Annotated in this window: 20 protein-coding genes; 6 read left to right on the top strand and 14 right to left on the bottom strand. The window is 40.2% G+C overall.

What is annotated here, in order from left to right:
• Nucleotides 1-149: 149 nt before the first annotated feature.
• Together RSJ42_RS08530 and RSJ42_RS08525 are read left to right on the top strand one after the other, a co-directional pair.
• A complete protein-coding gene (locus RSJ42_RS08530) occupies nucleotides 150-2,513 on the top strand; it encodes a DUF3160 domain-containing protein (RefSeq protein WP_410510140.1) in 2,364 nt (787 codons plus the stop codon).
• Nucleotides 2,489-2,629 carry a hypothetical protein gene (locus RSJ42_RS08525; RefSeq protein ID WP_410510437.1) on the top strand — a complete coding sequence of 47 codons (141 nt, stop codon included), beginning with the start codon at nucleotides 2,489-2,491 and terminating at the stop codon, nucleotides 2,627-2,629. Before RSJ42_RS08530 ends, RSJ42_RS08525 begins: the two co-directional genes overlap by 25 nt.
• Here the strand turns inward: RSJ42_RS08525 and RSJ42_RS08520 are convergent.
• Nucleotides 2,619-4,100 (bottom strand): alpha/beta hydrolase family protein, encoded by a 1,482-nt coding sequence (locus tag RSJ42_RS08520; protein ID WP_410510139.1) that lies wholly within the window; start codon nucleotides 4,098-4,100, stop codon nucleotides 2,619-2,621. The two genes, RSJ42_RS08525 and RSJ42_RS08520, sit on opposite strands and share 11 nt — an antisense overlap.
• 54 nt (nucleotides 4,101-4,154) lie before the next feature.
• On the opposite strand from RSJ42_RS08520, the gene RSJ42_RS08515 reads away from it, so the two are divergent.
• A complete protein-coding gene (locus tag RSJ42_RS08515; RefSeq protein ID WP_410510138.1) occupies nucleotides 4,155-5,081 on the top strand; it encodes a DMT family transporter in 927 nt (308 codons plus the stop codon).
• Between the two features lie 418 nt (nucleotides 5,082-5,499).
• Here the strand turns inward: RSJ42_RS08515 and RSJ42_RS08510 are convergent, their stop codons facing one another.
• The 7 genes from RSJ42_RS08510 to RSJ42_RS08480 all read right to left on the bottom strand — a co-directional run bounded on the left by RSJ42_RS08510 (nucleotide 5,500) and on the right by RSJ42_RS08480 (nucleotide 12,650).
• Nucleotides 5,500-6,189 carry a TIGR00153 family protein gene (locus tag RSJ42_RS08510; RefSeq protein ID WP_410510137.1) on the bottom strand — a complete coding sequence of 230 codons (690 nt, stop codon included), beginning with the start codon at nucleotides 6,187-6,189 and terminating at the stop codon, nucleotides 5,500-5,502.
• Nucleotides 6,189-7,214, bottom strand: a complete 1,026-nt coding sequence (locus RSJ42_RS08505; protein WP_410510136.1) for an inorganic phosphate transporter — start codon at nucleotides 7,212-7,214, stop codon at nucleotides 6,189-6,191. The genes RSJ42_RS08510 and RSJ42_RS08505 overlap by 1 nt, the downstream gene beginning before the upstream one ends.
• A gap of 776 nt (nucleotides 7,215-7,990) precedes the next feature.
• Nucleotides 7,991-8,665: a phosphoribosyltransferase gene (locus tag RSJ42_RS08500; protein ID WP_410510135.1), complete on the bottom strand. Its 675-nt coding sequence runs from the start codon at nucleotides 8,663-8,665 to the stop codon at nucleotides 7,991-7,993.
• A gap of 174 nt (nucleotides 8,666-8,839) precedes the next feature.
• Entirely contained in the window at nucleotides 8,840-9,550 is a 711-nt protein-coding gene (locus RSJ42_RS08495; RefSeq protein WP_410510134.1) for an SDR family NAD(P)-dependent oxidoreductase, read from the bottom strand.
• 478 nt (nucleotides 9,551-10,028) lie between these two features.
• Nucleotides 10,029-10,739: an SDR family NAD(P)-dependent oxidoreductase gene (locus RSJ42_RS08490; RefSeq protein WP_410510133.1), complete on the bottom strand. Its 711-nt coding sequence runs from the start codon at nucleotides 10,737-10,739 to the stop codon at nucleotides 10,029-10,031.
• 106 nt (nucleotides 10,740-10,845) lie between these two features.
• Nucleotides 10,846-11,682 (bottom strand): ABC transporter permease, encoded by an 837-nt coding sequence (locus tag RSJ42_RS08485; RefSeq protein ID WP_410510132.1) that lies wholly within the window; start codon nucleotides 11,680-11,682, stop codon nucleotides 10,846-10,848.
• Nucleotides 11,683-11,684: 2 nt separating this feature from the next.
• Nucleotides 11,685-12,650: an ATP-binding cassette domain-containing protein gene (locus RSJ42_RS08480; protein ID WP_410510131.1), complete on the bottom strand. Its 966-nt coding sequence runs from the start codon at nucleotides 12,648-12,650 to the stop codon at nucleotides 11,685-11,687.
• A 265-nt stretch (nucleotides 12,651-12,915) separates the two neighbouring features.
• Here RSJ42_RS08480 and RSJ42_RS08475 point away from each other — a divergent pair, with 265 nt between their 5' ends.
• Complete coding sequence (locus tag RSJ42_RS08475) at nucleotides 12,916-13,278, top strand: STAS/SEC14 domain-containing protein (RefSeq protein ID WP_410510130.1); 363 nt, start codon at nucleotides 12,916-12,918, stop codon at nucleotides 13,276-13,278.
• A 209-nt stretch (nucleotides 13,279-13,487) separates the two neighbouring features.
• Here the strand turns inward: RSJ42_RS08475 and RSJ42_RS08470 are convergent, their stop codons facing one another.
• Nucleotides 13,488-14,681, bottom strand: a complete 1,194-nt coding sequence (locus RSJ42_RS08470) for an ATP-grasp domain-containing protein (RefSeq protein ID WP_410510129.1) — start codon at nucleotides 14,679-14,681, stop codon at nucleotides 13,488-13,490.
• A 100-nt stretch (nucleotides 14,682-14,781) separates the two neighbouring features.
• Nucleotides 14,782-16,227, bottom strand: coding sequence for a flippase (locus tag RSJ42_RS08465; RefSeq protein WP_410510128.1), 1,446 nt, complete (start codon nucleotides 16,225-16,227; stop codon nucleotides 14,782-14,784).
• A gap of 203 nt (nucleotides 16,228-16,430) precedes the next feature.
• On the opposite strand from RSJ42_RS08465, the gene RSJ42_RS08460 reads away from it, so the two are divergent.
• Nucleotides 16,431-17,333, top strand: a complete 903-nt coding sequence (locus RSJ42_RS08460; RefSeq protein ID WP_410510127.1) for a glycosyltransferase family 2 protein — start codon at nucleotides 16,431-16,433, stop codon at nucleotides 17,331-17,333.
• Nucleotides 17,334-17,626: 293 nt separating this feature from the next.
• Here the strand turns inward: RSJ42_RS08460 and RSJ42_RS08455 are convergent, their stop codons facing one another.
• On the bottom strand, nucleotides 17,627-19,636 hold the full coding sequence (locus RSJ42_RS08455; RefSeq protein WP_410510126.1) for a hypothetical protein: 2,010 nt from the start codon (nucleotides 19,634-19,636) through the stop codon (nucleotides 17,627-17,629).
• A 276-nt stretch (nucleotides 19,637-19,912) separates the two neighbouring features.
• Between RSJ42_RS08455 and RSJ42_RS08450 the strand changes: the two genes are divergently transcribed.
• Nucleotides 19,913-20,353, top strand: a complete 441-nt coding sequence (locus tag RSJ42_RS08450) for a VOC family protein (protein ID WP_410510125.1) — start codon at nucleotides 19,913-19,915, stop codon at nucleotides 20,351-20,353.
• A 1,285-nt stretch (nucleotides 20,354-21,638) separates the two neighbouring features.
• Here RSJ42_RS08450 and RSJ42_RS08445 read toward each other — a convergent pair.
• From RSJ42_RS08445 to RSJ42_RS08435, 3 genes are all read right to left on the bottom strand, one after another.
• Entirely contained in the window at nucleotides 21,639-22,061 is a 423-nt protein-coding gene (locus RSJ42_RS08445) for a DUF1699 family protein (protein ID WP_410510343.1), read from the bottom strand.
• A gap of 1,370 nt (nucleotides 22,062-23,431) precedes the next feature.
• Nucleotides 23,432-24,604, bottom strand: coding sequence for a type III PLP-dependent enzyme (locus RSJ42_RS08440; RefSeq protein ID WP_410510124.1), 1,173 nt, complete (start codon nucleotides 24,602-24,604; stop codon nucleotides 23,432-23,434).
• Nucleotides 24,605-25,236: 632 nt separating this feature from the next.
• Entirely contained in the window at nucleotides 25,237-26,532 is a 1,296-nt protein-coding gene (locus RSJ42_RS08435; protein WP_410510123.1) for an APC family permease, read from the bottom strand.
• Between the last annotated feature and the right edge of the window lie 434 nt (nucleotides 26,533-26,966).

Below are 26,966 nucleotides of genomic sequence, written 5' to 3'. Positions count from 1 at the left end.
AGAAAAGTTTGACCCCGAAACGGTCTTCGGTTGCAAAACAGTACATCTGAACCTGACAAATGAACCTGTAGACTTGGACGGAAACCCTATACTCTCTGAGCGAGTAAAACTCGAATCAGATACTGATGCAATGCGGCCGAGATGAAACAATGAAGAATCGAACCAATGCAGCTGTGGCTCTTTTAATATTCCTTATTATTTTAGCTTCCCTTTTTACAGGAGGATGCACGGAGCAAAGTTCTATATTAAGTACGGAGAATGGAACTGGAACGACTGAAGAAACAAACAGTAATGAAGGTTCCTCAACAGGCTACCTGAAAACTGAAGCGGTGAATCTTTCCAGTCTGGAAACAGAAAACTCTTCTCTTGCAGGAAACTACAGACTTGAAGCCCTTGATATAGATCTGAAAACTCCCCAATATGATCTGCCTCTGGAAGAATCAGAGATTTCAAATTATGAAGAATTTTCTCAAAGGTTTTTGACAGATGAGGAAGCTCTTGATAAACTGAAAGAAAACGGATTTGTGGCAATTTCTAACCCTTACAATCCAGAGGAAGATGATATCACTGCTATGTATAGTAGACTTGAAAACGAAGGACAGCTTATTTTTATAACTTCGGATACCCTTCTCCACCTTTATCACATCCAGTTTGATGACAGCATGAGCCAGGTAGAGCGGAATGAGCTGTACGACCTCCTGTGGGAACTCGATAAAGCTCTACTTGATGCTTCCGTTGAAGAATATAATAGCGCATCCGGGGAAGGAAAAGAAGCAGCAAGAAGAAATGCAGCCTATTTTTCGGTTGCGTTGAGCCTACTCCAGCCAGAAGATGAACAAATAAAGAAGGTTAAAGATCCTTATAGCCCCGAAGCAGGAAAATACTTTGACCCTGCTGCGAAGGAAATATATCAGTTTGAGATTCCTGCATTTGTAAAAGATGATGTCGATGCCGAACTGGCTCTTATCAACTCTCACAAAGGTTTTTCATATTCTCCTATCTTTCTTTATAAGGAGGATTACTCTCAATATGTTCCCAGGGGGCACTACACTAACTCAGAAATCCTTAAAAATTACTTTAAGGCATTTATGTGGCACGGCAGGATGAGTATGCTCCTGAAAGGAAAATTAATTGAGGCTGAAGATCCGGAAAAAGAAGCTAGGATCCAGACTATCCAGGCAAGCCTGATTACTTCACAGCTTGAAAACAATCTGGATCTCCTTCAGAAATGGGACCGGATCTACACAATTACTGCCTTTTATGTTGGTATCTCTGACGATCTCGGACCTTATGAATATATAGAAGCTATGGAAACAGTATTTGGAAACGAGTCAAAGAATTTTAACACCACAACAATAGAAGATCTAAAGATAGAACTTGCCGGGTACCGGAGTCCAGAGATCTACGGAGGCACAGGAAGCGGAACTCACGGGCCTATTCTAACGGCTGAGCAGGCGGATGAGCTTCTTGAAGATACAAAAGGCTTCAGGCTCATGGGACAGCGTTTTATCCCCGATTCTTATATTTTCTTCCATCTTACCGGCCCTTATACTAAAGAGTATACAGGAAATCTAGAACATGTGCCATTTACCTATATAGATTCCGAATACGGAAACAACAGGGGTTTCCCGCGGGGACTTGACACGATGGCTCTCCTGGGTTCGGAAAGGGCCGTTTACTGGCTTAATGAACTCAACGACTCCAGTTATAAGAATTATAGCATTCAGTACAATAAGCTTGACTCGGAATTTTCAAATTTTAGCACAGCCGAGTGGAACAGAAATCTTTACTGGTCCTGGCTTTATTCGCTTCGGCCTCTACTAAAAGACCACGGCTCGGGATATCCAACCTTCATGCAGACCGATGCCTGGCAGGATAAAGAGTTGAGCACTTCCCTCGCTTCATGGACCGAACTGAGGCACGATACAATTTTATATGCTAAACAAAGCTACGGAATAGAGGAGTCACTTCCTGTTTTTGAGGACAAGCCTGCAGGATATGTGGAACCTGTGCCTGAATTTTATAACCGGCTACTTGCTCTTACACGGATGACTGAAAGTGGCCTGGAAGAGATGGATGCACTCGATGAGGATTCCAGATGGAAATTTAAAAGTCTTGAAAAAACACTTGAAAAACTTATCGAAATTTCCGAAAAGGAACTTGAGAATGAAGAGCTGACAGAAGAAGATAAAGTTTACATTTCCAAGTTTGGAGAAATTATCCAGTCGAGCGTAAATGTCGATGAGGAAGCAAGGAAAACTACCCTTATTGCAGACGTCCACACAGAACCCAATAACGAACAGGTACTCGAGGAAGGAACAGGTTACGTGGATATGTTAATTGTAGCATTTACTACTCCCGATGGCAGGATTTTCCTGGCTGCAGGACCGGTTATGAGCCACTACGAATTCAAGCAGCCTATGTCCGATCGCCTGACAGACGAAGGATGGAGAGAAATGCTGAAGGCAAATCCGCCTGAAAGGCCGGAATGGGTTTCAACATACAGGGCTTAAAAATTGAAAGAAAAGAAGAACTTAAAAAAATCAGCGAGAAAAGCCGCTATTCTTCAACAGGTGTAATAGAGTCAATGCGGCTTTTCTATTTTCCTTTCATTGCTTTTAGTCAGTAATGGCTGTATGTTCGGAAACCCAGTCTCCTATCAGTTCCAGAGCCACAGGTGAAATGGTCTCGTTAATTTTTGCATATTCGGATGGTGATCCTGTTTCGGCAGTCTGGAATAAGTGATTGAGTCCTGGCAGTTCTTTTACAGTATAGTCCTTATTGCCTCCTGCTTTAAGGGCTTCTTCTATTGCCTGAAGATTCTCTTCAGGTGGCACCTGAAGGTCTTTTTCTCCATTTATCGCAAGAACCGGACACTTTACCTTCATCAAGGTAGGTACCGGGTCATATGTCAGGAAAAAGCGCATCCAGGGAGAGATCAGAGTCTGGACCTGGGCATTAACCTGAGCTTCCAGGACATCTTCAGAGTAGCCTGAATTCTTTTTCTCTTCTTCACTCATGTTTGCCACTTCGTCCATTAGAAGCTTCCGGAGTTTTTCTGCGGCAACAGTATCATTCTGTTCCTCTTTTATCACGGAATACATGCTTTTCATAAGAGCATTATTCCTGGCTATTGTTTCGTTGTCTATCCCTTCTGCCCTGAAAATAAGGTCACTCTGGAGGTACAGGATCTCTTCCCCGGTAATCCCCTGACCAGCCATCATCACTATGAATGCAACATCAGGAGAGGATGAAGCCACAATGGGAGCGATCAAGCCTCCTTCGCTGTGGCCTATCAGCCCTATGCGGGACGCATCTATTTCTTCGCGGCTTTTGAGGTACTCAATTCCGGCAAGTACATCTCCTGCGAAATCTTCTGAGGTGGCCTGCGAGAAGTCCCCGGTGGACCCTCCCACACCCCTGTCATCGACCCTTAGAACAGCTATTCCCCTGCGCGTCAGATAATCCGAGAGCACAAGAAACGGGCGATGCCCTAAGATTTCCTCATCACGGTTCTGCTGTCCGGAACCGGATATCAAGATTACTGCCGGAAAAGGTCCCTCTGAACGGGGAAGGGTTAAAGTTCCTGCCAGTGTAACTCCTGCTTCGGCATTTTCATAAACAACTTCTTTTTCATCGTAAGGGTATGGTTTTACAGGGTCCTGCTCCTTTCGCGTGTCAGGGGTTTCATCTATGCGAGAAAGCACAAGAGGAAGAACTGATCCGGATTGTTTCCACTCACCTTCTATTGTTTTTCCATCTCCTTTGAGTGTGCCCTCAAAGCTCCCCCTTATGGATTTTACATCCAGGTGCAGCTTTTTGTCCTTATAGGTGACAGCTTCTACAGGTATTCCTTTTACTCCCTGGTCCAGACTGTCCATTGTTGCACTGACGGAACCATCAGGGCTGGAAGAAATGTTAAATAATAGCCTTACCTCCATTCCGCCCTGAACCTGAAGGGTTCCAAGCCATAGTCCTTCTATTTCTTCAAGGTCCATACTATTAACACCTTCATCAGATGTAACCGGCTCAGAGACGCAGCCTGAGCCAGCTGTTACAATAATCAGCAAAAGCAAACAAACTACAACTTTTTTATTCATAAAAAGAATCTGGCCCGACAACTTATTTAAATGTATCAGGCTTTTTACTGCCTTATGTTTCAGGTGAAAAAAGGTCCTTATCTGGCAGTGCTGCTTGGTTGTGTTCTCTACGGCATGACCGGTTTATTCCTTGCCGGTATTCATAACCTGCCCATAACTTCTGTAATATTTTACCGCCTGCTCTTCGGTCTTATCTTTATTTTCATCTTTCTTCTGGTTACAAAAAGGCTTGGGGAACTGAAACCCGGAAAAAGAAAGTCTCGCCTTCTCTTACAGGGTATTTTTGTCGTGGTTAACATGTTCTTTTACTTCCTCTGTGTAAAAGAAACCTGTTTCTCCGTAGCCATCCTGCTTGAATATACAGCCCCGATTTACGTGATGCTCGCTTCTCCATTCGTTTTAAAAGAAAAAGTCGGTAAAGAGAGTATTTTGGCTCTTTTCCTTGCAATTGCAGGTGTTTATTTCGTAATCCGACCGGAGGATGGGTTCGGGAGCATTGAGTTTTCCGGCAGCCATATGATAGGAATAGCGTCCGGACTTTTCGCAGGAATGCTACTTGCAGTTATCATTATGAATGTGCGAGTTTTAAAAAGAGACCATTCGGAATTTGCAATTGCTTTCTGGGGTACTGCCATCAGCTGCCTCCTGATGCTGCCTTTTGCTTTTAAGACTCCTTTTTATTCACTTGCCCCAAACCTGTCCACTCTGGCTGTTTTCGGAATCGTTTCCGTAGGTATTGGAGGAATGCTGACGACAATCGGGTATGCAAACCTCCAGTCCCAAACCGGGAGCCTTCTCGCTTTAATTGAACCTGTTGCAGGCGTCTTCTTTGATCTTGTCTTCCTTGGAGTTGCTCTTTCAGCAGGCACACTTGCAGGATGTATTCTTGTGCTTGCAGCAGCTGTAATCGTAAGTTACAATGGCTCACCAGAATCTTCTGCAGCATGCACGGATTACCTGGAAAATGCAGAAACTTCTTAAATACTGAAAAATGTAAAAATAAGACATAGCAAAACCAAAAAGCCTTATCAGCCATACATGAAGGTTCTTATTGCGCTCTACGAAGAAGAGCAGCCTCTCCCGTGATAAAAAAGAAAAGAGAAGAAGTAAATCAAAAATAGATTGCCAGAAAGACTGAATGGGACTTTTTACCTGAAAATACCATTTTTAAGTTTCTTTTTTACTTCTTTATCTGCTTACTTTTTTTGAGCGGGCCCTTTCTTTTTCCCTTGCGGTACGGTTCCAGTTTATTTTTATCTACTGGCGGGCTCGACCAGTCCAGCGTTACACATGGAAAAAACTGAAAACTTCCTGCCCCGCAAAGCAAGTAACAAAATAATCAGGAATATATAACCCAGTGGAAAATGAGTAATAAAAAAGAAAGGTAAATGGGGAAAATTTACCTTCTGAGGATCATGGATCTCAGGCGGTCAGCAGCACTTGCGGATTTGTCCGCAATGCCTCCGATTCTTTCGACAAGCCCCATCAGATGGCAGACTCCTGCTCCCCCGATGGCAGACTCATGTTCAAAGATCTTTTTTAATAGAGCGGTCTCAAGCACATCCACATCATGTTCCAGTTTTTCGACTTCCGGAACGATCATCAGGGTCTCTCTGATCTCTTCTTTGCTGAAAGAAGTGGCAAGTAGCTTATAAAGTTCACCAACAAGCTCGTCGTACATCCTGGCTGTTTTCAAAGAGGCAGCCATGAGTTCCAAAAAACCATTCTTGATTTCATCAGGAAGGTCTTTGCAGGGGCGAAGTGTCATCCAGTAGGCTGAAGCCTGGGCAAAATCAGCTATTGAGTCCTGCTGCTTAAGAAAAGAAAGGAGATCTTTTTTATTCACGGGCAGCCTGACGGTAGAGGGTATGCTTGCTCTGATTTTCTGCTTTATTTTGTCGGCATCATGTTCCAGTATGTCGATTTCCTCTGTACGCTCATCAAGAAGCGCCTGATTTCCTGCACAGTAGGCTTCCATCGCTTCAGCGAGCTTTTCAACTGCAAGCACTCCTTTTCTGGCATGCTTTTCCAGGGGGACGAAAGGAGATTCTGCGACCACGTCGAGTACGGAACGGATGTAGTCTTTCATCAAAAGATCACCTCGAGTCCCACAAAAATTATTGCCGATGTAAGGGCAGCTATGGGGACTGTTGCTATCCAGGAAGAAATAATCCTCCAGATCACGCCAAGATCAACAGCTGCAAGCCCTCCTGCAAGCCCTACACCAATAACCGAACCTACAAGGGTATGAGTAGTTGAAATAGGGAGAGAACTGTAACTGTGCAGCAGAACAACCGATGCAGTTGCAAACTGTGCGGAAAAGCCACGTGTAGGGGTTAGTTCGGTTATCTTCGACCCTATGGTTTCGACCACTTTATAGCCCCAGGTCGCCATGCCTATTACCATACCGAGACCTCCCATTACCAGTACCCAGATAGGCACTTCGGTTCCTGTTACACCCATCACATTAAGTGCGGCAGAGAGAGGACCTACAGCGTTTGCTACATCGTTTGATCCGTGCGCAAATGCGATATAACATCCAGTTATAACCTGTAAGAATAAGAATTTTTTCTCAACAGCAGGCATATCTGAAGCCCTGTGAAGATAAAGCCTCCTTATTACGGAAAAAATCAGATATGCAAAAATCGCACCAAGGGCCGGAGATACAAACCAGCTAGCAATAATTTTTACAAGAACAACCCAGTGAATGTCAGAAAAAGAGATAATACCGTTAAAAGCTGCAATCAACCCGAAACCGAGTACAGAGCCGACAATGGAATGACTGGTTGAAACCGGGAGGTTGTAGAAAGTTGCCAGAGTCACCCAGAAACTTGCGGCAAGAATTGAAGCCAGCATTCCAAGCACCACAATTTCTGGATGAATGCTGCTGATCATATCAATGGGAACGATTCCCTTTGCAATTGTTGAGGTAACCCTGTTTCCGAAGACTACGGCACCCAGGAATTCAAACACAGCAGCAATGATAATGACCTGTTTGATAGTCAGGGCACCCGTTCCTACTGAAGTCCCCATAGCATTTGCGAGGTCATTTGCCCCTATGTTCCAGGCCATATATAAGCCTGCAAGGATAATTGCTATGACAAGTAAATCCATTTTTTTCCTTACTCCAGAGATTTTAAACTCCAAAAATGCTATAACTGCTATGACACTTTGGATATCTTCCATTTTGCATGATTTATGGAGTCCGCACACGCTTTTCTTAAATCAATGATCTTATGGTATTCCAGACCATTTCATTATATTTTATATTTTCCATATACTTCAGGCCGCTCTATATAATCTATAGATCTATATACGACTATTTTTAATATATTCTAATTTCTTCATCAGGGTGCAAAGATCTCTCAGGAAAGAGTTTGATATTTATCATATCTATTTAGAGTGCCTGTTCCTGTGCTCGATTTAGCAAATTGGCATTTCTGGGTAGGAGTGCCAAGAAGTACCATTTTTATGAGAAGTGCAGCGTATAACCAGGTTAGAGCAGGCTGGCCTGAAAACCTTCCGGCTTAGTTTTTTCAATCGTTTTTCTGCTGGGTTAGACGTAAACGCCTCTTAATAGAATACTTTCCGGAATTCAAGAATAACACAAGGTTTTTATTTTAATGTTCTATTCCCTGAGTCTCGAGTAAAAAAGCCTATCGAGAATCAATATAAACGGATCAGTACCAGCATCACAAAAATGGATATAAATCAAGACAGGACAGTGCTGAGAATATCGCCATTGATTGACTACATGGCGTTTTCTGCCCCGGGAGCAGTGCAAGAGAATAAAATACAGAATAAAATACGGAACTAGAAAATGAATAAATACAGGAATTAGTTTAGATTTGAATCCTGAAACTTAAATTCAACTTTTTCCTTGGTCTCTGTTATGTGCCTGGTCCGGACTGGTCAAAATCATGGTCTTTTGTCTCTTTTCCCCTGATCCTCTCCCGCAGAAGGTCAAGCACCTCTTCGTCAGAGACATCATACCAGTTTTCATAAGCCTGAGCTACCGCTCTGAAATTAACGGGAATCTCGAGCACGATCATTTCATCAGCTTCTTTTGATATTGCATCTGCAACTTCTCTTCCTGCTACGGGTACGGCAACAACAATTTTTCCTGCCTTTCTGTTTTTACAGAGTTTAATGGTTGCCCTCATAGTGGAGCCCATAGCAATCCCATCATCAATAAGAATCACTGTTCTTCCAGAGATATCAGGCAGGGGATTTCCACCTCTCAGGGCATTTACACGCCGCTCTATTTCTTCAATCTGTTCCCGTTTAATATGTTCAATAGTTTCCCCTGCAAGCCAGTAACCTGCATTTTCAAAAATGAAAGTGCTCCCATTCTCGGCTATTGCCCCGAATCCGGCTTCGGGATTGTCAGGAAAAGGCAGTTTCCTTGCAATTATAAGGGAAAAGTCAGCTTCCAGCTCCTTTGAAACCTGCAATCCGACTTCCACTCCCCCGCGCGGAATTGCAAGGATAACAGGATTTTCCGCCCTGTATCTTTCAAGAGCCTGGGCCAGTTTTTCTCCCGCATCTTTACGATTTTTGAACATGATTCCACCCTGATTTCAAAGATATTTTTTTTATCTTTCTTTAACTTCTTTTATCTTTTTTCAGCACAACAAAAACAGATTTTTAATAAATTAAGATTGAACCCGATCTTTAGTAAATTACTATTCGAACCAGATAAATGTGAATCAAGCTTATATAAATCCGGTATTTCAGAGTTAAACAACCCTCATAGGAGGCCTGTAGACATCAACTGACGAGCCTGAAGGGAGGGTAGTGTCCGGTAAACAGAGCTCAAGAACTTTCCTCGCAACATCTTCGGGTTTCAGGACTGGCTCATCCGAATGCAGCGAATGATACATGTCCGTGTCCACACTGGCAGGGCAGACTGCATACACCTGAACTCCCCCTCCAATTTCATAAGCAATAGACTCGGTAAAACCAATTACTGCAAATTTCGAAGCACAGTATATGGAGAGTTTGGGTATCCCGTGCTTTCCTGCACCTGAAGATATATTTATTATCCTGCCTTCACCCCTTTTAAGCAGGTGAGGAAGAGCATATTTCGTGCAAAAAAACATGCCTTTTACATTCGTATCCATAATGTTTTCATATTCTTCTCTTGAGGTGTCCACCATGTACTTCCTGTATGCCACTCCTGCATTATTCACGAGGATATCTATCCTTCCAAAGGTATCCATCGCCTTTAAAACCATGTTTTCGACATCCTCTTCTATCCGTATATCCGTACTCACTGCAAGAGCTCTTCTATCTTCTTTTTCTACCATCCGGGCAGTTTCCCGAATGTCTTTTTCTGTCCTTGCAACAACTACTATGTCGGCCCCTTCTTTTGCAAGTGCCAGGCATATCGCTCTTCCTATTCCTTTTCCCCCGCCGGTTACAACGGCTGTTTGACCTTTCAATCTCATAAAAATCGCTTTACTTATTTAATAGAATAAAGGATATGTTTTTGGAATTTCTATTTCTAAACTAATTTCTATCAAGAACCTGAATCAGAAACATGATTGAATGAGAATCTGAATTTTAATAAGGCGTTTGCGCCGAAATCAAGGAGTCAGGCATAAATAAAAGACTCGAAGCATATGGAATCAAACCCGGATGTTTAATCAGTTCTCATTTCTTTAAATTTGTTGAGATTAAAAGAATTCTATTGAAACAAAAAGGGAGAGTAAAAAATGATTCAAAAACTCCCCTTAAACCCTTAAAAAGAAATGGGTAATCATTAAACCCTTAAAAAGAAATGGGTAATCATCTTATAGGATTATTCGATATTCAACAATTTAAACTTCGCTAATTAAAAGTCCTGTACCCAACCCAGCTCATTTTTTGCTTTGATTCGGAGTCCCGTACTCAACCGAACTTTGATTTTTAACCTGGCTTTAACTTTCAAAGTTGGGGAACAGGTGGAGCACTTATCTCGATGATTTTCCCGGATGGTACTCTTGAATCAGATGAAGCGAGTTCCAGGACTTTTTGTGCTATATGCTCAGGTTTGAGCGGCGGTACATCTGAATAGATTGACCTGTACATATCCGTGTCCACAGCGCCCGGGCATATTGAATAAACTTTTATTTCCCCTTCAAGTTCGGAAGCTATTGCTTCAGTCATGCCGTTAACGGCAAATTTCGATCCGCAATACACTGAGAATTCAGGAAGCCCATGAAGCCCTCCTATGGATGAGATATTTATTATCTTCCCATTATTGCTCCTTCTAATATAGGGAATCGCATATTTTGTACAGAGGAAAACACCTTTTAAGTTTGTGTCCATGGTTTTATCGTATTCTTCCAGAGAGGTTTCTTCCAGCCTCTTTTTATATGCCACTCCGGCATTATTGACAAGAATATCAAGTCTGCCACACCTGTCAATTATTGTTGAGATAAGGCGTCTCACATCTTCTTCACTGCGCACGTCAACCGAAATCGCAAATGCTTTACTTCCCATACCCTTTAACCTGTCAAGAGTTTCCCTTGACTCACTTTCGTTCCTTGCAGCAATAACAATGTTTGCTCCTTCCTTTGCCAGAGCAAAACAGATAGATCTTCCTATCCCTTTGTTCCCTCCTGTTACAAGGGCTGTTTGACCTGCTAAACTCATTGGTACCACTTCATCCGGCTATTTTTATATAATTATTTTTTTATTAAATCAAGGGACAAAGTAGGGATATATTTTTGGAAATTAAGTTTCTGATAAAAATCCTCACTTATGTGACAGTAACCTTACTGAACCTCCACCTTGCAATAAAAAACATGATTCCTGCAAAAGCAAGCAGGGCGATATAAGAAACAAGGATCTCCCCTTGTGTGTAAGTATAGCGGATCCCAATTGCAGAAAAGTCGCTTCCTATTGCAAAATATCTGATCCCGCTGACAAGGTGCGTAAGAGGATTAATTGTTGACAGAGCCCTGAGTACTGGCGGGAAAGAGTTGACAGGATAGAGGGCGTTGCTTGTGAAAAAGAAAGGCATGGTAAGCAGGGTAATTACTGCCTGCATTCCCTCCGGGCTTTCCATAGTTATCGCGATTGCTGCTGATAGAAAAAGAAATCCAAGGGAAAAAGTGCCTACAAAAGCCATGATTCCTAAAAGAGAATAAAGGATCTGTATGAGGGAATAGCCCCTGAAAAACTCGACTCCGAGCAAAAGTCCGAATCCCATGATTACGGCTGCCTGAATGAACGACTTGGTCATAGCTGACAAACCTATACCAATAATGACATGGATCCTTGGAAGCGGGCTTGAGAGTGTCTCGCGCATAAGCCCCCAGTTTTTGTCAAAAAGAAGGACAGTACCTCCGAACAGGCTTGTAAAAAGCGTGGTCATTGCAATAACGCCTGCACCTATGAAAGTCAGGTAACCGACAGTCTTTACGCCTGGAATGGCAGGCATGGTTGCGGTCAGCCTTTCAAAGTTGTTTGACATTGCAATCCCGAAAAATGCGAGCCAGAGTGCGGGCTGGACAAGTGAAGAGAACAGGAGAGCACGGAACCGGACGAAACGGAGCATATCGCGCCAGTAGATAGTAAGGAACCCTGTGCGCATATTTAACGCCTCCTGACTCTCGAGACCACTACAGCACCTTTTTCTGCCCCATTGTCCCTTAACTCCCTGCCGGTATAATGGACAAAAACATCATCCATTGAAGGCTTTTTCAGGTTCACTGCCTTAATTTTAATTCCCCCGCTTCGAAGCCTGTCCATGACCTCGGGCAGCAGATAGGTCCCGTCCACGTTGACCATAACAACTATCCCTTTTGACTTCTCTTTGATTCCTTTTACACTATCGAGATCCTTTAGCAACTCCCCAGCTGCCCAGTTGTCGCCTGTTTCCAGGTATATAAGATCCTGACCAAGCATGTTTTTTAACTCCCAGGATCTGCCTGTAATGACTATTTTTCCGTGGTCTATTATGCTGATCCTGTCACTGAGCTGGTCAGCTTCGTCCATGTAATGCGTGGTCAAAAAAATGGTTGTGCCCTGCTGATTTATGTCCTTTACATAGTCCCAGATTCGGATTCTGGTCTGAGGGTCAAGCCCGATAGTAGGCTCGTCCATAAAAAGCACCTTCGGCCTTGTCATAAGCCCCCTTGCAATCTCAAGCCTGCGCTTCATCCCGCCGCTCAGGTGCTTGGTAAGTGTATCCCTCTTTCCTTCAAGCTCTACGAGACTGATAAGTTCGTCAACCCTTTCCTGCCTCTCAGCTTTCGGCATTGAATAGAGCCTTCCGTGGTACTCCAGAATCTCCCGTACAGTCATATCCCTATCGAGTGTAAGCTCCTGAAAAACAATCCCTATTGACTCTCTTACCTTCTCAGGCTCGTGTTTTAAATCGTACCCTGCGATCTTTGCGCTCCCTTTCTGGATAGGCAGGAGAGTTGTAAGGACATTGATTACCGTACTTTTTCCAGCTCCATTTGGCCCGAGAAAAGAGAAAATTTCTCCCTGCTTAACGGTGAAGCTGATATTGTCTACTGCCTTGATATCCCCAAAAAAGTACTCGAGGTTATTCACCTCTATAATGTTGTCTTCCAGAACAAGTTCCCCATTTCCCCTTTACCTTAAAAGATTAGCCTTTCAGCAATAAATATATTTTTTGCTGCTTTGAATCCTTTTAATACATTCTTAAATTGAGGTTTAAACATAACAAAACAAATTTCATTCATTCTGAATGCAGAGAAACTATTCTGTATAGAGTCACGATTTATATTTATCTGGTACTATAATTTAATTGGCTTTGTGCGTTATTAGATGAAGGAAAGCCAGAAGGGGAGGTTAAATGTTAGAAATAGTAAAGGGATTGCCGGATAATGTTATAGCGATCACTGTAAAAGGAATATTAACAGGGGAAGAATACGAAGAGAAATTAATCCCTGCCATTGAAGACAAGGTAAAAAAGTATGGTAAAGTTCGTCTGCTTTACCAATTAGGTGAAGAATTCGAGGGATTTACCGATAACGCTATGCTGGAAGATGCCAGGCTTGGGATAAAGAATTTCAATGATTTCGAAAAGGTTGCAGTTGTCTCGGATGTAGGCTGGATAATTAATGCTATAAAAGCATTCGGATTAACCGTTCCTTTCCAGGTAAATACCTATGGGAACAACGAGTTTAATGAAGCAAAAGCCTGGATCAGTGAATGAATTCACATAAAAAGAATAATTGATAACTCCATGAGCCAATAACTCCTTGAAACAATAACCCATGAAACAATAACTCCATGAGCCAATAACTCACGAGCCGGTCACTGGGTGAAGCAGAAATCAGGAAAAGAAGAATTTATCCGTTTTCTTTCCTCCTGTGATTTTGCTTTTCTGCCGCATTTCGTATTTATATAACCTTTAATCCTCAGTTATGGAAGGGATATAGTTTTTTTGAAAGTTATATACTCTTTCAAATCCGATTTCAGAATCCTTTCTATCTCATACCAGTTGTTGTTGTTTGTTTCCGTAAATAGATATCCGAAGAGCCCGTATTTTTCATGGTCGGCTTTTCTTAGTTCAAGAGGTTTTTCAAAGTCGGAGAGCAGTTTTTCATAATCAAAAGTTTCTACGGATTTTGGATCAATTTCTGCAGAACGGTTCAGAATAACAAGGCAATAATTCATTCCATCCTTGCCTTCAAGAATTTTATCCCATTCCGGCTCAAGTTGCTCCAGGAAATACCTGTAAGTGTTTATCCCATAAGCAAAATGTGCAATATCGGTTGTACACCAGCCTGCAAAACGCATCGGGTTCAGCTCTATTGGCTGAATTCGCCTGTCAATTCCTATCCGGAATTCCATATGAAAAGGGAAATTTTTGAGCCCAGCAAGCTTTCCTAATTCTTTTAAGAGATCTTCAACGGTTTCCCTGTGAGTTTCCATAACTGATTTTGAAGTAAAATACACCCGGTCGCTAACATCATTTTCAGAAGAAAAAATATGTTTTAAGATATTGAGAACCACTGGTTTTCCTGCGCTGTTGAAGTAAGCATCAACTGCAAACTCTTCCCCTTCGATGTTTTCTTCGATAATGAATTTTCCTGTATTAAGCACCTGTACCGGATAGCGGTCCCTGATCTCCTCTACTTCGGCTTTTATACGGCTGAGAACCGAAATCCATTCCTCATCAGTCGAGACCTTATAAACCCCAAGACTGAAAAAACCTACTGAAGGTTTTATAATAAAGGGTTTCTTTATCTCCTCAACCCGAATTTCATCCAGTTTTTCAAACTCAATTCCCCAGAAATAAAAGTCGGGGTATATCCTTTCCAGCAGCTCTCTAAATTTGATTTTATCTTTAAAAAGTTCTATTTTTTCAGGCAATCCTGTAAAGCCAAGATTTCCCGAAATCCAGCCAATGGAATTTTCAGAATTGGAGTAAATAACGCACTCGTTTTTGCTTTTAATTAGCTCAATAAACTCTGATTCTTCAAGAAGCTTGAGTCCTTTTTCTACATCCTTATTCAGTTCGGCTGACATCTCATTTTTTAAAACAGGAATTTGCAGCTCTTCAGCGGTACTTTTTAAAAACTTGGAGACATAGGGATAGTCCAGTATTAACATTTTTCTTACCTTTCTCTGACCTTCGGCACGGGTATAAAGCCAGATAATAAAAGAGGTTAGTAATATTTATTTTGGAACTTTTTTGCCGCTTGTTGTACGGTCAAAATCTCTTCGAATTAAAGCGAGCTGCTGGGAATAAGTTTAAAAAAATGGTCCTATCATCGGAGTCTATCCAGCCTGTGATATAAAGGACTGCAGCAAAAACCGGGACTGAAACTGTACACAGGAACAGGATATCTATGTATGACCTCAACAGAACAATGAGTAAAGATATTACCAGTGCGCCTATAATGGGAGAAATGGTTCCTTTGAGTGGATTTTCGTGCAAAAGATTCTTATGGACCCACAACAGCCCGAACAGCATTGATCCCGATACTGAAAGCACAGTAGCGACAGCAGCACCTACATAACCGGCTGAAGGGATAAGGATGAGATTCAGGGCCACATTCAGAAGTGCAGCTAAGATGGCTGTTTTTGAAATTATTTGCTGGTTGCCGCTTGAAACGCATGTGGAACTTATGAGCACGCTTATGAATGTGATGGCTGTTGCCCAGATGAGAATTTGTAACGCAATTACTGAGTTTTGATATTCAGGACCGTAAAAAATAAGAATAATTTTCTCCGAAGCAAAGGTCACCAGAACCGCAATTAGCAAGCCTGCAGCGAAAAGATACTTAAAAGTCCTCGCATATGCAAAACTGAACGAGTCAAATGAATCTTTAAAATACCTGGACATCAGAGGAAAAGTGGAAGTTGTAAACGCTGACGGAAGGAAAACGAGCGCATCTGTGAGACGGTAGGCAGCGGAATAAAAACCAACTTCAGCATCCCCCCGCAAAAATGAGAGCATAAGGACATCAACCTTGAAATACACTACTGTAAAAACCGAAGCAATTGCTATTGGAATGGCTTCTTTCAGTAACTGTTTTATTAAAGAAAAATCGACATTGAAAGACACTTTAACTAATTTTTTAGAGAATAGGACCATCAGTAAATTATGCATTGTAGTGGCTAACACAGAGGCAAGAACGAAAGTGTTGAGCGTAGAGTGGTTTGCAATAGCAAGAAAAACAAATGCTAGAAGAAAGACCCGGCTTGCAAGATTGAATAATAAAGAGTATTCCATTTTAAGTTTTGCTTCATATATAGTTCCGTAAGCTCCTGTACCACTGATGAGCAGTCCCAGAGATGCTATGTACAGGGCATTTTTTGTGGGAGAAGGAAAATTCAGGCCATTAATTAAAATAAGGGCTAAAAGTAAGGCAACAAATGAGAGGAAGAATTTTATTATAGTCCCGTTGCCAATAAGTTTTCCTGCTTTTTCGGGTTCTTTTGCAGCTTCCCTTACAAGGATCTGGTGGACTCCCATATCAGGAATGAAGCTGAAAAAATAGATAAAAGCAAAAGCGAAAGAAAAGATTCCGTAATCTTCGGGTCCGAGGTAACGGGCAATATATAACATGGCGAAGAAACTGAGGATATTTGTGGCAATACCATTGATAAACAAAAACCCGCTATTTCTCGCAAGGTGTTTTACTGTCTGCATAAAAATATCTGTAATGATTACGTGGTAGAAGGATATAATCTTATTGTCAAATTAATCACAAAATTGCTGTTAGAGCGTGCATAAAATAATATAATTTTCATAATACTTTCTGCAGAAATAAACCAAGACTTGAATAATTAAATTAATGCAGCAAGTATATATCCTCCTAAACTTCTTTATTTATTTAGGGGGAATGAATACTTGTGTATGTTCTTATAACGCCTGTAAAGGATGAAGAAAAGCTCCTTTGTGATGTAGCTAAGTCTGTAATTAATCAGACAGTAAAACCTGCTCTGTGGTTAATTATTGATGATGGAAGTATTGATAGTTCTCCAAAAATAATCCATAACCTTGTGTCCAGATATTCCTGGATAAAAACCATACGTTTGCCGCCTCATCCAAGAGATATAATTTTCCACGTGTCTTACGTGTATAGAAGCGGGTTTGATTTCTTATTAAAATACTGCAAGAGAAAGAATATCGAATACGATTTTATTGCTTCAATGGATGCGGATACGGTACTTGAAAAAGAGTATTTTGAAAAAATAATGCATAAATTTGAGACAAACGAAAAGTTAGGAATTGCAAGCGGCGGACTATATCATGAGATTAATGGAAAACTAGAGCTGTCCGGACAGGCTGAAAATTTCCCTTCAGGCACAGGAAGAGTATGGTCAAAAGAATGCTTTTTTGATACCAGCGGCTTTTCATTGGAACCTTCTGCAGATTCTATCTCAAATGTAAAAGCCATACTGCGGGGCTGGCATATCCAGAGATTTAACGAAATCCAGATGGTAGAAAAAAGACTAACGAGCAGTGCCCAGGGGTTATGGAAAGGGTACAAATACAATGGGTATATGGCTTATTATTTAAACAAAAATCCAATACTGATTCTTTTAAATGTGTTTAACTATACATTAAAGAGGCCACACTATACCGGAATAGCTTTTTTACTGGGATATATAAAACCCGTTATAAATAATGAGGAAAGAATAGGTGATAAAGAAATCCGGGAGTATTACTGGAGCCACAGGTTAATCGAATATAAAGAACTGGTAATAAACAGACTAAAAACTCTGGTTTCTACTACAAACCATTCAGCTTAAAAGTACATTAATCCGGGAGAGCTTCCGGCAAAAACGATCCCCGAATGTTTCTTCAAGGTCCAGCCAGGAATTATGGAATTCATAAAAACGTTCTCTTCTAACAGTAACTGAAAAGTTTAAACTATTCCGCGGTTACTGGTTTAAACTGGTTTGAGATAACTTAAATACCATGTGAAATGCCCGATAAAAATAAACAATGAGGATTTCATATTGAATTATCAAATTTCTCATCGTTCGGATCTACCTGAAATACGTGTCACTTTCAGGCATTTAAATTTTAGCGGCAGGCAAATTTAATAGTAAACAATTCTATAAACTGACCTGTTGCTCTCGCTGCCAAATGTAAAATATCTTCCGTTTTCATTTTCGTAGTAAATGCCTCCGGGAAGAGTATCCGGGTATATGTTTACTCTTTTATTTTCAGGCACCGGGAAATTAAATCTGATTTCTCCGGGGTAAGTTGTCTCACAATCAAACAGTACAGTATCATTCTGAATAACGGTGTAATTATATGAGAGCTCTGTGTCTGATACAGGCTCGTACAAATTTATGGAGCCATTACTAGTTCCGAGCCTTGGAGTAATCATAAGATAATCAGCTGAAAGATCCACACCAAAATACCCTTCAACTACGGATTGCCCGAGCACGCCAGCACTTCCTAAAAATGCCGGGCTGCCTTTGCCTGTGCCGTTCAGGGTATTCCATTCGTAAAATCCTCCCAGATTACTGTCCTGTATTGCTATCTCTCTTAAGTGAGCAAGAGCATCTTCATTCCGGCCCATAAGAAACTCTTCCAGAATTAACCTTCCTGCAAACCAGTCCCACTGGCCGCCGTTTTGATACTCGTATTCTTCGTTCATACCCGGATTCACAAAGAATCCTGCCGGATAAGAAGGGATAAGTACACATCCAATCGTGCTTGCGTTGACCTGCTTTTTCCTTTCTTTTGCGGTCTCAAAAATTTTTCCTGCCTGAGAACTATTTGCAAGGCCGGACTGGATAGCCATCACGTTTCCGCCCATTGGAAACATACCGTCCTCGTCAAATTCAAGATTAACAGGAGAAATCCGGACATGCATTTTATAGTATCCTTTTTCAGGCTGCCAGAGATGTTTGTTTGTGTTTTCTTTGATTGAAAGTGCGGTACTGGCCCAGAAAGCTGCCTTATCATTCTCTCCGAGATCTGAATGCATTATGGAAAGTTCATTGCACGCCTGAAAAAAGATTGAGTTATCGTAAATATCACACGTCCAGTGTGTATTTTCCGAAACGTGGGTTCCGGGAATGTCTTCAAACTGGACATCTCTCCAATCTGCTGTATAAGCTCCAGTTATCATCCCATACTTGCTGTTATAACGGTTCTTAAGGACCCACATAAGGGAGTCGTCCAGCCGGTCAATAATTCTTTTCTCTCGCACTGGTTTTTCGATCCATGAAGCGTTTCCAGTCATTTTATAGTATAAATATGCAGAATGGACAAGACTTGCTTCCTGATCTGTTTCAACCGTGTTTTTATCATTGCCATACGGAGAAATATAATCATGAATTGAACCGTTTTCTGGCTGGTTCTCACAGAAATCTTCAATCCATGAGCAGAAATAGGTCTCAGGGAAAAGATATCTTCCTGTTTGAATAATGGTAGCACTGTCGCGGACCCAGAGTTGCGGATATCCGGAACCTGCATAAAATCCGAAAACTGGATTTCCATCATCCACAAAAACAGTTGCTGAAGAAATTGTCGTGTTTACTATAAGGTCATTCAGTTTATTGAGTTCCGGATAATCTGTCCGATACTCGAGTATTCCTGTCGGTTCAAAGCAGTTTCTCGAGACCTCGATTTCTTTTTCTAAGGTACTGGCATCCTGCATTTCAAACCAGGTAACTTCTTCCTTGACCAGGTCTATGACAAGGGAATAATTGCCTTCCATATCAGGTGTTTTTATCAGAGATCTGGAATTTATTTCCGACCCCGAGCTCACGTTATATGGAAGAGGCGTCCTAAGCCCGTCGTGAATAACGGTTTTACCAGCTTGCTTCCAGTGATAGGATATGAAAACCGGCTCTTTGCCGTCTTTGACCCAGGTCTCTGTACCGATATTCTTTACTGTAAGATTTACGGGAAATGTCAAGCCCGGAGTAGCCCATGAAGGGATTTCGACCTGTGAGTATTCCACACCATAAGCCGGTTTCGTCTCGACTCCGGTTTCAGAAACTTCCCGGTTTTCCGAATCCTGGCCTGAAACTGCTGCAGAAATCAAAAAAATTAAAAATAATATAAAGAGCGGGGGTGTCAAAACGGACAAAAATATTTTCCTCTTATTTTTCATTTATTTTTTTCCTATATTTTTTATTCTTACAATAAAGTGTAAATAGCCATTTAATTATGCTATTACTTATAAAAATATTTTTTCATTTGGGAGAGAATTATTTTTCATGCCGCAGTCTGAACTAAATAATATTAATAAAGAAGAATTGAAATGAAGAGAATAAGCGGTTAATTGCCTGTTTAGAAAATAAGAATCTAAAGACTCCAAATATGATACAAAAGGTTTTTACACGATATTAAAAATGTTAGTAATATGAAAATCCTTCAAACCCTTTCCCGCCTCTATGTGACTGATCTAGCCACAGCCCTGGAATTCTATGAGGAACTCCTCAGCACTTCGGCAGCCATGCGTTTTCAAATCCCTAAGCTCGGCCTGGAACTGGCTCAGATAGGAGACATTTTACTTATAGCCGGTTCTGAAGAAGCCCTGAAACCTTTCAGGAGAACACAGGCTACGTTTCTTGTTGATTTTCTTGATGAGTTCAGAGCTTTTCTTGAAGAAAAAGGAGCAGAAATAATCAGGGAACCAGCGAGAGTCCCGATAGGCAGGAATATGACAGTAAAACATCCTGACGGGACTGTAATAGAATACGTGGAGCACTTTAAGTCAACTAAAGTGCAGCCTGGAAAACAGACTTTAAAGGTAAAAGAGCATCCGAGGATACTGGAAAAACTGGAAAGGCCTGATTCCTGATTCGAAAGGCGGTTAAATTTAGAACTGGAACTGTCAGGCATACTGATTTAATAAAGTGAGAGATTTAGGAACGGTCATAAGGTTTATAAAAAATAAGAACATTATAAAATTCAGCAAATCTCCCTCAAAGATAATTTAAAAGTAAGCGTATGTGAGAATTAATCGAAAACCAATTTCGAATTTTTAAGTTTAGAAGTAGATGGTAGGGGTCGAGTCCCTATTCTCGAGATCCCTACCTGCGATCCAACCCTGGATTGAGAGGAAACCCTAATACTCTCAATCTCTGCAATTCTCTACGCTATCGAGATATATATCATAATCGATCGAAAAAAGATTTTCCGATATAAAATTTATCTCACTTTCGTGTTTTTGATATCACTGAAAGTTTCAAAGGAATTGAAATTTTTTCTGTGATAAAATATAAATTTCATCTTATTAAATAGACTTCGAGGGGATTAAGTAGAGCATGTAAAAAGGGAAACCTGTTTTTACTACCATTTGCCGGATGTAAAAGGAGATTTGCAAGAAGGCGGATTTATGTTTATAAATTGAGAGAAACAATAAACAATCATAAAGTTTATTAAAAATAAATACATTATAAAAAAGTGGAAATAAACCTGAAAATTAGTTAAAAAGTACTCAAGTTAGAAGTAGATGGTAGGTCGAGACTCTCCCTATTCTCCAGACCCCTGCCTGAAATCCAGTCCCGGATTGAGAGGAAACCCTATTACTCTCAATCTATTCTATTAATCTGGTTATCCTTTCTTTTTTGTGTAGAGTTTTTTCCAGATGCAGAGATGAAGTAAAACAATAAAAAATAGATTTCAGGATACTTTTTTCTATTTCACAGGCCTGGGGAGGCTATATACTGAGGCTGAAGGCTGGTTTTGCAGTAATTCTGCTACCCTGTGAAAAACAGTTTTTGAGCACAAATAACCCTGTCAGAGATTATGAGCTCACAGCCCTGAATGGGAATGATATTGGGGTAACACATCCTGTTGAAACAAAAATAGGCTGGAAAAAGATATGCTGATGAATTGTTTTAAAGGCATATTATCCTAAGAGCATATTATCCTTTTTTGTGTTCACAAAAGCATATTATCCTTTTTAATATCAGATTCCTGTGATCAATAATAAACATAAATAATGTATAATCCATAAATAAATATAATTTAAAGATTTCAGCCGAAGTCAGGTAAAAAATAAAAGTCAGGTAAAATTATTAGGAATCGATGAACAGTCCTATCCATTCCCCATAGATATTCAGGATCATACACATCCCTATTCAGGCAATAGTTTCCTTGGCCATTATATAGGCTACCATTACAGGGTTAAGTCTGTTTTCTTTTGCAACCGCATGCTGAATCTCTTCAGTCGCTTTGCCTTCGGTTTTCATTTCTTTTATGTCTTCAATGACAGAAGTTGGAATTGAGTAATAATCGTTTATATCTTTCCTGTGCCCCCAGACTTCTCCTTCAAGGAGCTGGATCCTCTGCATTTCCAGGAACATTTCTATAGATTTTGAGACCGTTGCCATGTATGATCTGGGCAACTGTATTACCTCAATTCTTGGGCAGTTTTCAACCAGGGAAAAAATGTCTTTGTTGGAAGGTCTGAAAGCCAGGTGAACAAGGCGCTCATTAGGGTTAAGTTTAGAAATTTCTTCTCTTGAACTGACTACTCTTATTCTCGTATTTTTACCCCCTATACGGATATAATATAATTACTATAATAACTATTAGGTATACTTGTTATAAATAATTTTCCTATTAAATTAATATTATTTGGGTAGTATACCTGAAATACCATTAATATTTGAGTTAATAATTTAATCTAAAAAAGCTAGAAAAGGGATTCAGACAGCTTAGATGAATTATCCTTTTCTTTGTTTTCTCATTTATGAGATTCTTTCATACTATAAATTTTACCAAAAACTAACTAATTTATTTTATACACTAAAAACTTTAGATTTTGAGGTTAATTGAGATTTTACTTTTTGTCCAGGCAAGAGATAAAATAATCCAGAATTTAAAGAAAATGGTAATAAGTTGTTAGGAAACATAGAAAGCAGGCAATAGTTAAAAATGTCCATGATCGATAAAACAATCGGTCAAAAAATAATTATTGATTATAATAATGGTAGGGGGCCGAGTCCCTATCTCGGTTTCCCTACCGCGATCCAACCCTTTGATTGAGAGGAAACCCTGTTACTCTCAATCAACATTTGTTTTATAATCAGGTGGACATATATATCATAACCGATTAAAAAAATATGTGCTGATAATTCTTTTTAATTTCGTTAAAAAATTGCCTTGGATAAAAAATTTTAACAGCTAAGAAGTGAAACCGTAAAAGAGTTAGATAAACGGGCTTTTTTTATGAATAGTAAACACTTCCTTAGAGGTTCATTAATTAGCTGTAAAATCTAATTTAAATCAATCAGAAACTTAACTGATTTAGAAGTAGATGGTAGAGCAGAGTCCCTATTCTCGCCCCACATGCGATCCAAACCTTTGATTGAGAGGAAACCCTGTACCCTCAATCTACCTTTTTATAAGAGTGCAGTAATATATATCACAACCGTCCCAAAAAACATTTTTTATTTTAAATTTTTAATGAAACTTTATATTTTTATTTTAATTAAAATTTCAATAGCGTTGAAAATTTTATTCAAAAAATAATGAAAAAATGATTGTGAGAGTAAACAGTGGCCTTTTTTTCCTAGCCTCTATAATGATCCAACCCCATAAAATTGAGAGCAAATTTTTACCCTCAACTTCTGGGTTCCCTCAACTTCTGGTTTATCTGTAACTGCATAAAGATATATAGTCTGATTGATTTGAAAAATAATTTTTCATCTGAAGATTCCATCTCAATCAATTTTTTGTGAGCATTAAAAGATTTAATCGGGTATAAACATACCTGAGAAACAGACACAAAGAGGGAAATGGAATCTGAAAGAGAACAGACGCAAAGAGATAGTATTCGGAATAAAAAGCATACCTGCATTAGATAAGATTCGGAATGAAAAACATAAATCGTATTCAAAAATTAAAAAATAGAAAGGGCATCTGCCCTTCATATGATGTATGACCTGAGAGGCGGAAAACCGTTGAAACAAATGGAACAATAGCTCTGGGTATACGCTCCGGTTGTAAATATATATACACGATTACCTTCTCTCATCGTGTGCGGGAAAGAATACTTATGGTGTTCGTAGAGTATATCCATGCTGTCACATGTCGGACCTGCAAGTATAACCTCTTCTGCGCAGCCTTTTTTATCACAGTAGATCGGGTACTTAATGCACTCGTCAAGGGTTTCGATCAAACCGCCGAACTTCCCTATGTCAAGGTATACCCATTTGTACTGGTTAAACCTGGCTTTCTTTGAGATCATAACGACTTCACTTACAATTATGCCGGCATCTGCAACCAGAGACCGTCCTGGCTCGATAAGGATTTCAGGAAGCTCTTCACCAAAGTCTTCATGTAAAAAGCGTCGGATCTCCCTGGCATAGGTTTCAAGATCGTGTGCCTGAGCCTGATATTTTGCAGGAAAGCCCCCACCAAGGTTAATCATTTTCAGATTAATTCCCTTTTCAGCTACTGCTTCAAAAAGGTATTTGCATTTTGCAATTGCATTGTCCCACTGTCCAATATCCCTTTGCTGGGAACCGACATGGAAAGAAAGCCCATAAGGTTCAAGGCCGAGCTTTTCAGCTTTTAAGATCAGTTTATAAATAAGGTCAGGATGGGAGCCGAATTTTCTGGAAAGTGGCCAATCCGCGCCGTCACTTTCTGTAAGAATCCTGAAAAATACTCTGGAACCTGGAGCTCTCCTGGCTAATTTCCTCAGGTCACTTTCGGAATCTGTAACAAAGAGCCTTACTCCGTTTTCGTAAGCATAAGCGATATCTTTTTCTTTTTTGATTGTGTTCCCGTAACTTATTCTCTCAGGTTCCACTCCGAGTCTTATCAGCTGATCGAGCTCGTAGATGGTTGCCACATCAAAATTGGATCCTTTTCTTTTCAGGGCAAGCACTACCTTATCCATAGGGTTTGCCTTTACAGCATAGTGAATCTTTGCAAAAGGCATGTGCTCTACCAGTTCGTCGTAACTTCTTTCTATCTTTTGAAGATCAACGATTAAAAACGGTGTTTCTTTATCCCGTGAGAACTTCTTAATATTATTGAACTCTTCTTTTGAGAGGTAATCCTCTAACGGGAACTCATAAGGCTCTTTTCTCATATCTACTCCCTTTTTTTACCTGATTGATTTGTATGAAAACAATAATAGTTATGATTTATATTTAGGCAGTTCTGTTTATAAATCTTTAGTTTGTAATGGATTCTTTTTTGGTCAGGGAATTTATAATTAATAATATAGATAATCCCTGAAATAAAACGAATCAAATAGGGTTTTAGGTATATAAAACTAATTCTCATTGAATATCCAGACTCAAAAACAACCAAAATCTAAAAATATTCATTATAAATCGTCAGATTTTAAATAAAAGATTTATTGGGCTTTTCTAAGTGATTAAAATTACCTATAAGCTTTTTTATCTCATTAAAAGCATTTAAAGTCAATATATTGTTATAAATCACTTTAAAAACGCTGATATTTTCTGAAAAAATACAGGTACCTTTAAAACCTGAAAAAAGGGCTTTGCAGTAGAAAGTAACTGAAAGCCTCATTTTAAGGGACTAAATGCAAATCCAGGTGATATTTAACCTTATAAGTCTAAAAGACCGGAAAACAGGTTATTTTTCAATTAGCTTATTTACCCGGATTCTGGAACACTGTCTTACTATTTTTTAAACCTTATGCAGGAATTAACAGCAGAAAAAATGGCCTGAGAACTAAAACTACTAAAAAAATCAGGTCTTAGGAGGTTCATAAGATTTTTTTCGAGTTATAAGCATCACTATAATAAATCCTACCGCTATGAGGAAGAGGCCGTAAGTCATGATCTCAAGGCTAATCTGAGAAAGGAGAAATACAGAAGATAATGCGCCAAGAGATGGAAACAGGGGCAAATGCCCTATACTTAAAGGGACTTTGAAAGGCCGCCTCGTTTCAGGCTCTGTATAACGGAGTTTTATCAGGGAAACATTGACCATAAAAAAGACAATAAAAATCATAAAATTCGCAATATTGGCTACGGTTGTTATATCTCCCAGAAGGACAAAAAGGCTTGAGACGAAAGCAATTAAGAAAATTGCAGTCCATGGGGTCCTGAAGCGGGAGTGTACATGGGACAGGGGTTTAGGGAGCGAACCTGCATCTGCCATGCCGTATACGATTCTCGATCCTCCGAGCATAACAACAAGCACGGTATTCATCGTAGAGAAAAGGGCAACCCAGGACAGGAGGATAAAAGCTTCACTTCCTAGAGCCACAGCTGCGACATCTGCAAGCGGGACCTCTGAAAGCCCCAATACGCGGAAATCAAGAACACTCACTGCCGCAATAGCTACGCAGACATAAAGAAAAACCGTAAAGGATACTGCAATAAGCAGGGCTTTGGGAGTTGTTTTCTCTGCATTTTTTGTCTCTTGGGAAAGCCGAACAATGTCTTCAAAGCCAAGAAACGCAAAAAAAATCAGGGCAGAAGCTTCAAACAACCCTGCAAGGTCCGGAGTCTCAAAATAGTTTACGGTTCCGAGGTAAGGGAGTCCAGCGTAAATGATTAACAGAAGCCCTGAAAGTTCCACAAGGCTGATAAGAACAGCCAGCCGTGCGGATTCCTTGATACCATAGACCATAACAAGGCTGAGAAAAAGAAACAGGCCTATTGCCCCGCCTAAACTTCCAAACCCAAAAAGGCTGCTGAAATACCTTCCAAAGCCAAGAGCAACAGCAGAACAGGTTATTACTACAAAATAAATAACAAGAAGTCCGGCAAATAGCCCGATGCGTTCTCCAAAAGCCCTTTTAACAAACTCATACTCTGCCCCTGCCCGCGGATACATGGAAGAGAGTTCCATATAACTGAAAGCAGAAAGGGCAGCAGTAACTCCTGCAAAAAGAAAAGAAAACCAGACCAAATTGCCTGCAAGCCCGGCGGCTTTTCCCATAAGCACATAGATTCCGGCTCCGAGAATATTGCCAATTCCGGTTAGAGTAATCTCTACCAGACTCAGTTCTCTCTTTAATTCGGGTTCCCCTTCCAAGATAAACTCCCTGCCTTTAACTGAAGCCCATGATCACAAAATACTTTAAAAACATTCATTTGCTTGAAAAAATATAGTTTTATTTATAGTTATATTTATACTACAAACGCAGCATAAAAGAATTTCTCATTGCAGGTTGTTGCAAATTTTTTAATTCATTATTATCCAAAAGTTCAGGAAAGAACTTGGAGAAAATGAGAAAATCAAGCCTGTAGAACCATTTTTAAGCCTCTGGAGTCCCTATGCCTGACCTTCGCTTGCTAACTCAAAACCATTTGATTAAAAAATTAAATATGGGTCTTAAATGCAGGTCTTTAAGATAGGACTGGCACATAAGGAAAAACGATAGCTTGAGATTGGAATTCTCAGCATCGATCTTCCGACATGTAGCCTTTCACAAAAATGGCAGTATCATATTAAAAACTTAAAACAAC

Source organism: Methanosarcina hadiensis (assembly GCF_046529725.1).
GTDB classification, from domain to species: Archaea; Halobacteriota; Methanosarcinia; order Methanosarcinales; family Methanosarcinaceae; genus Methanosarcina; species Methanosarcina hadiensis.
Note: the sequence above shows the minus strand (reverse complement) of the source record. Positions and strands in the feature narration are given on the sequence as shown.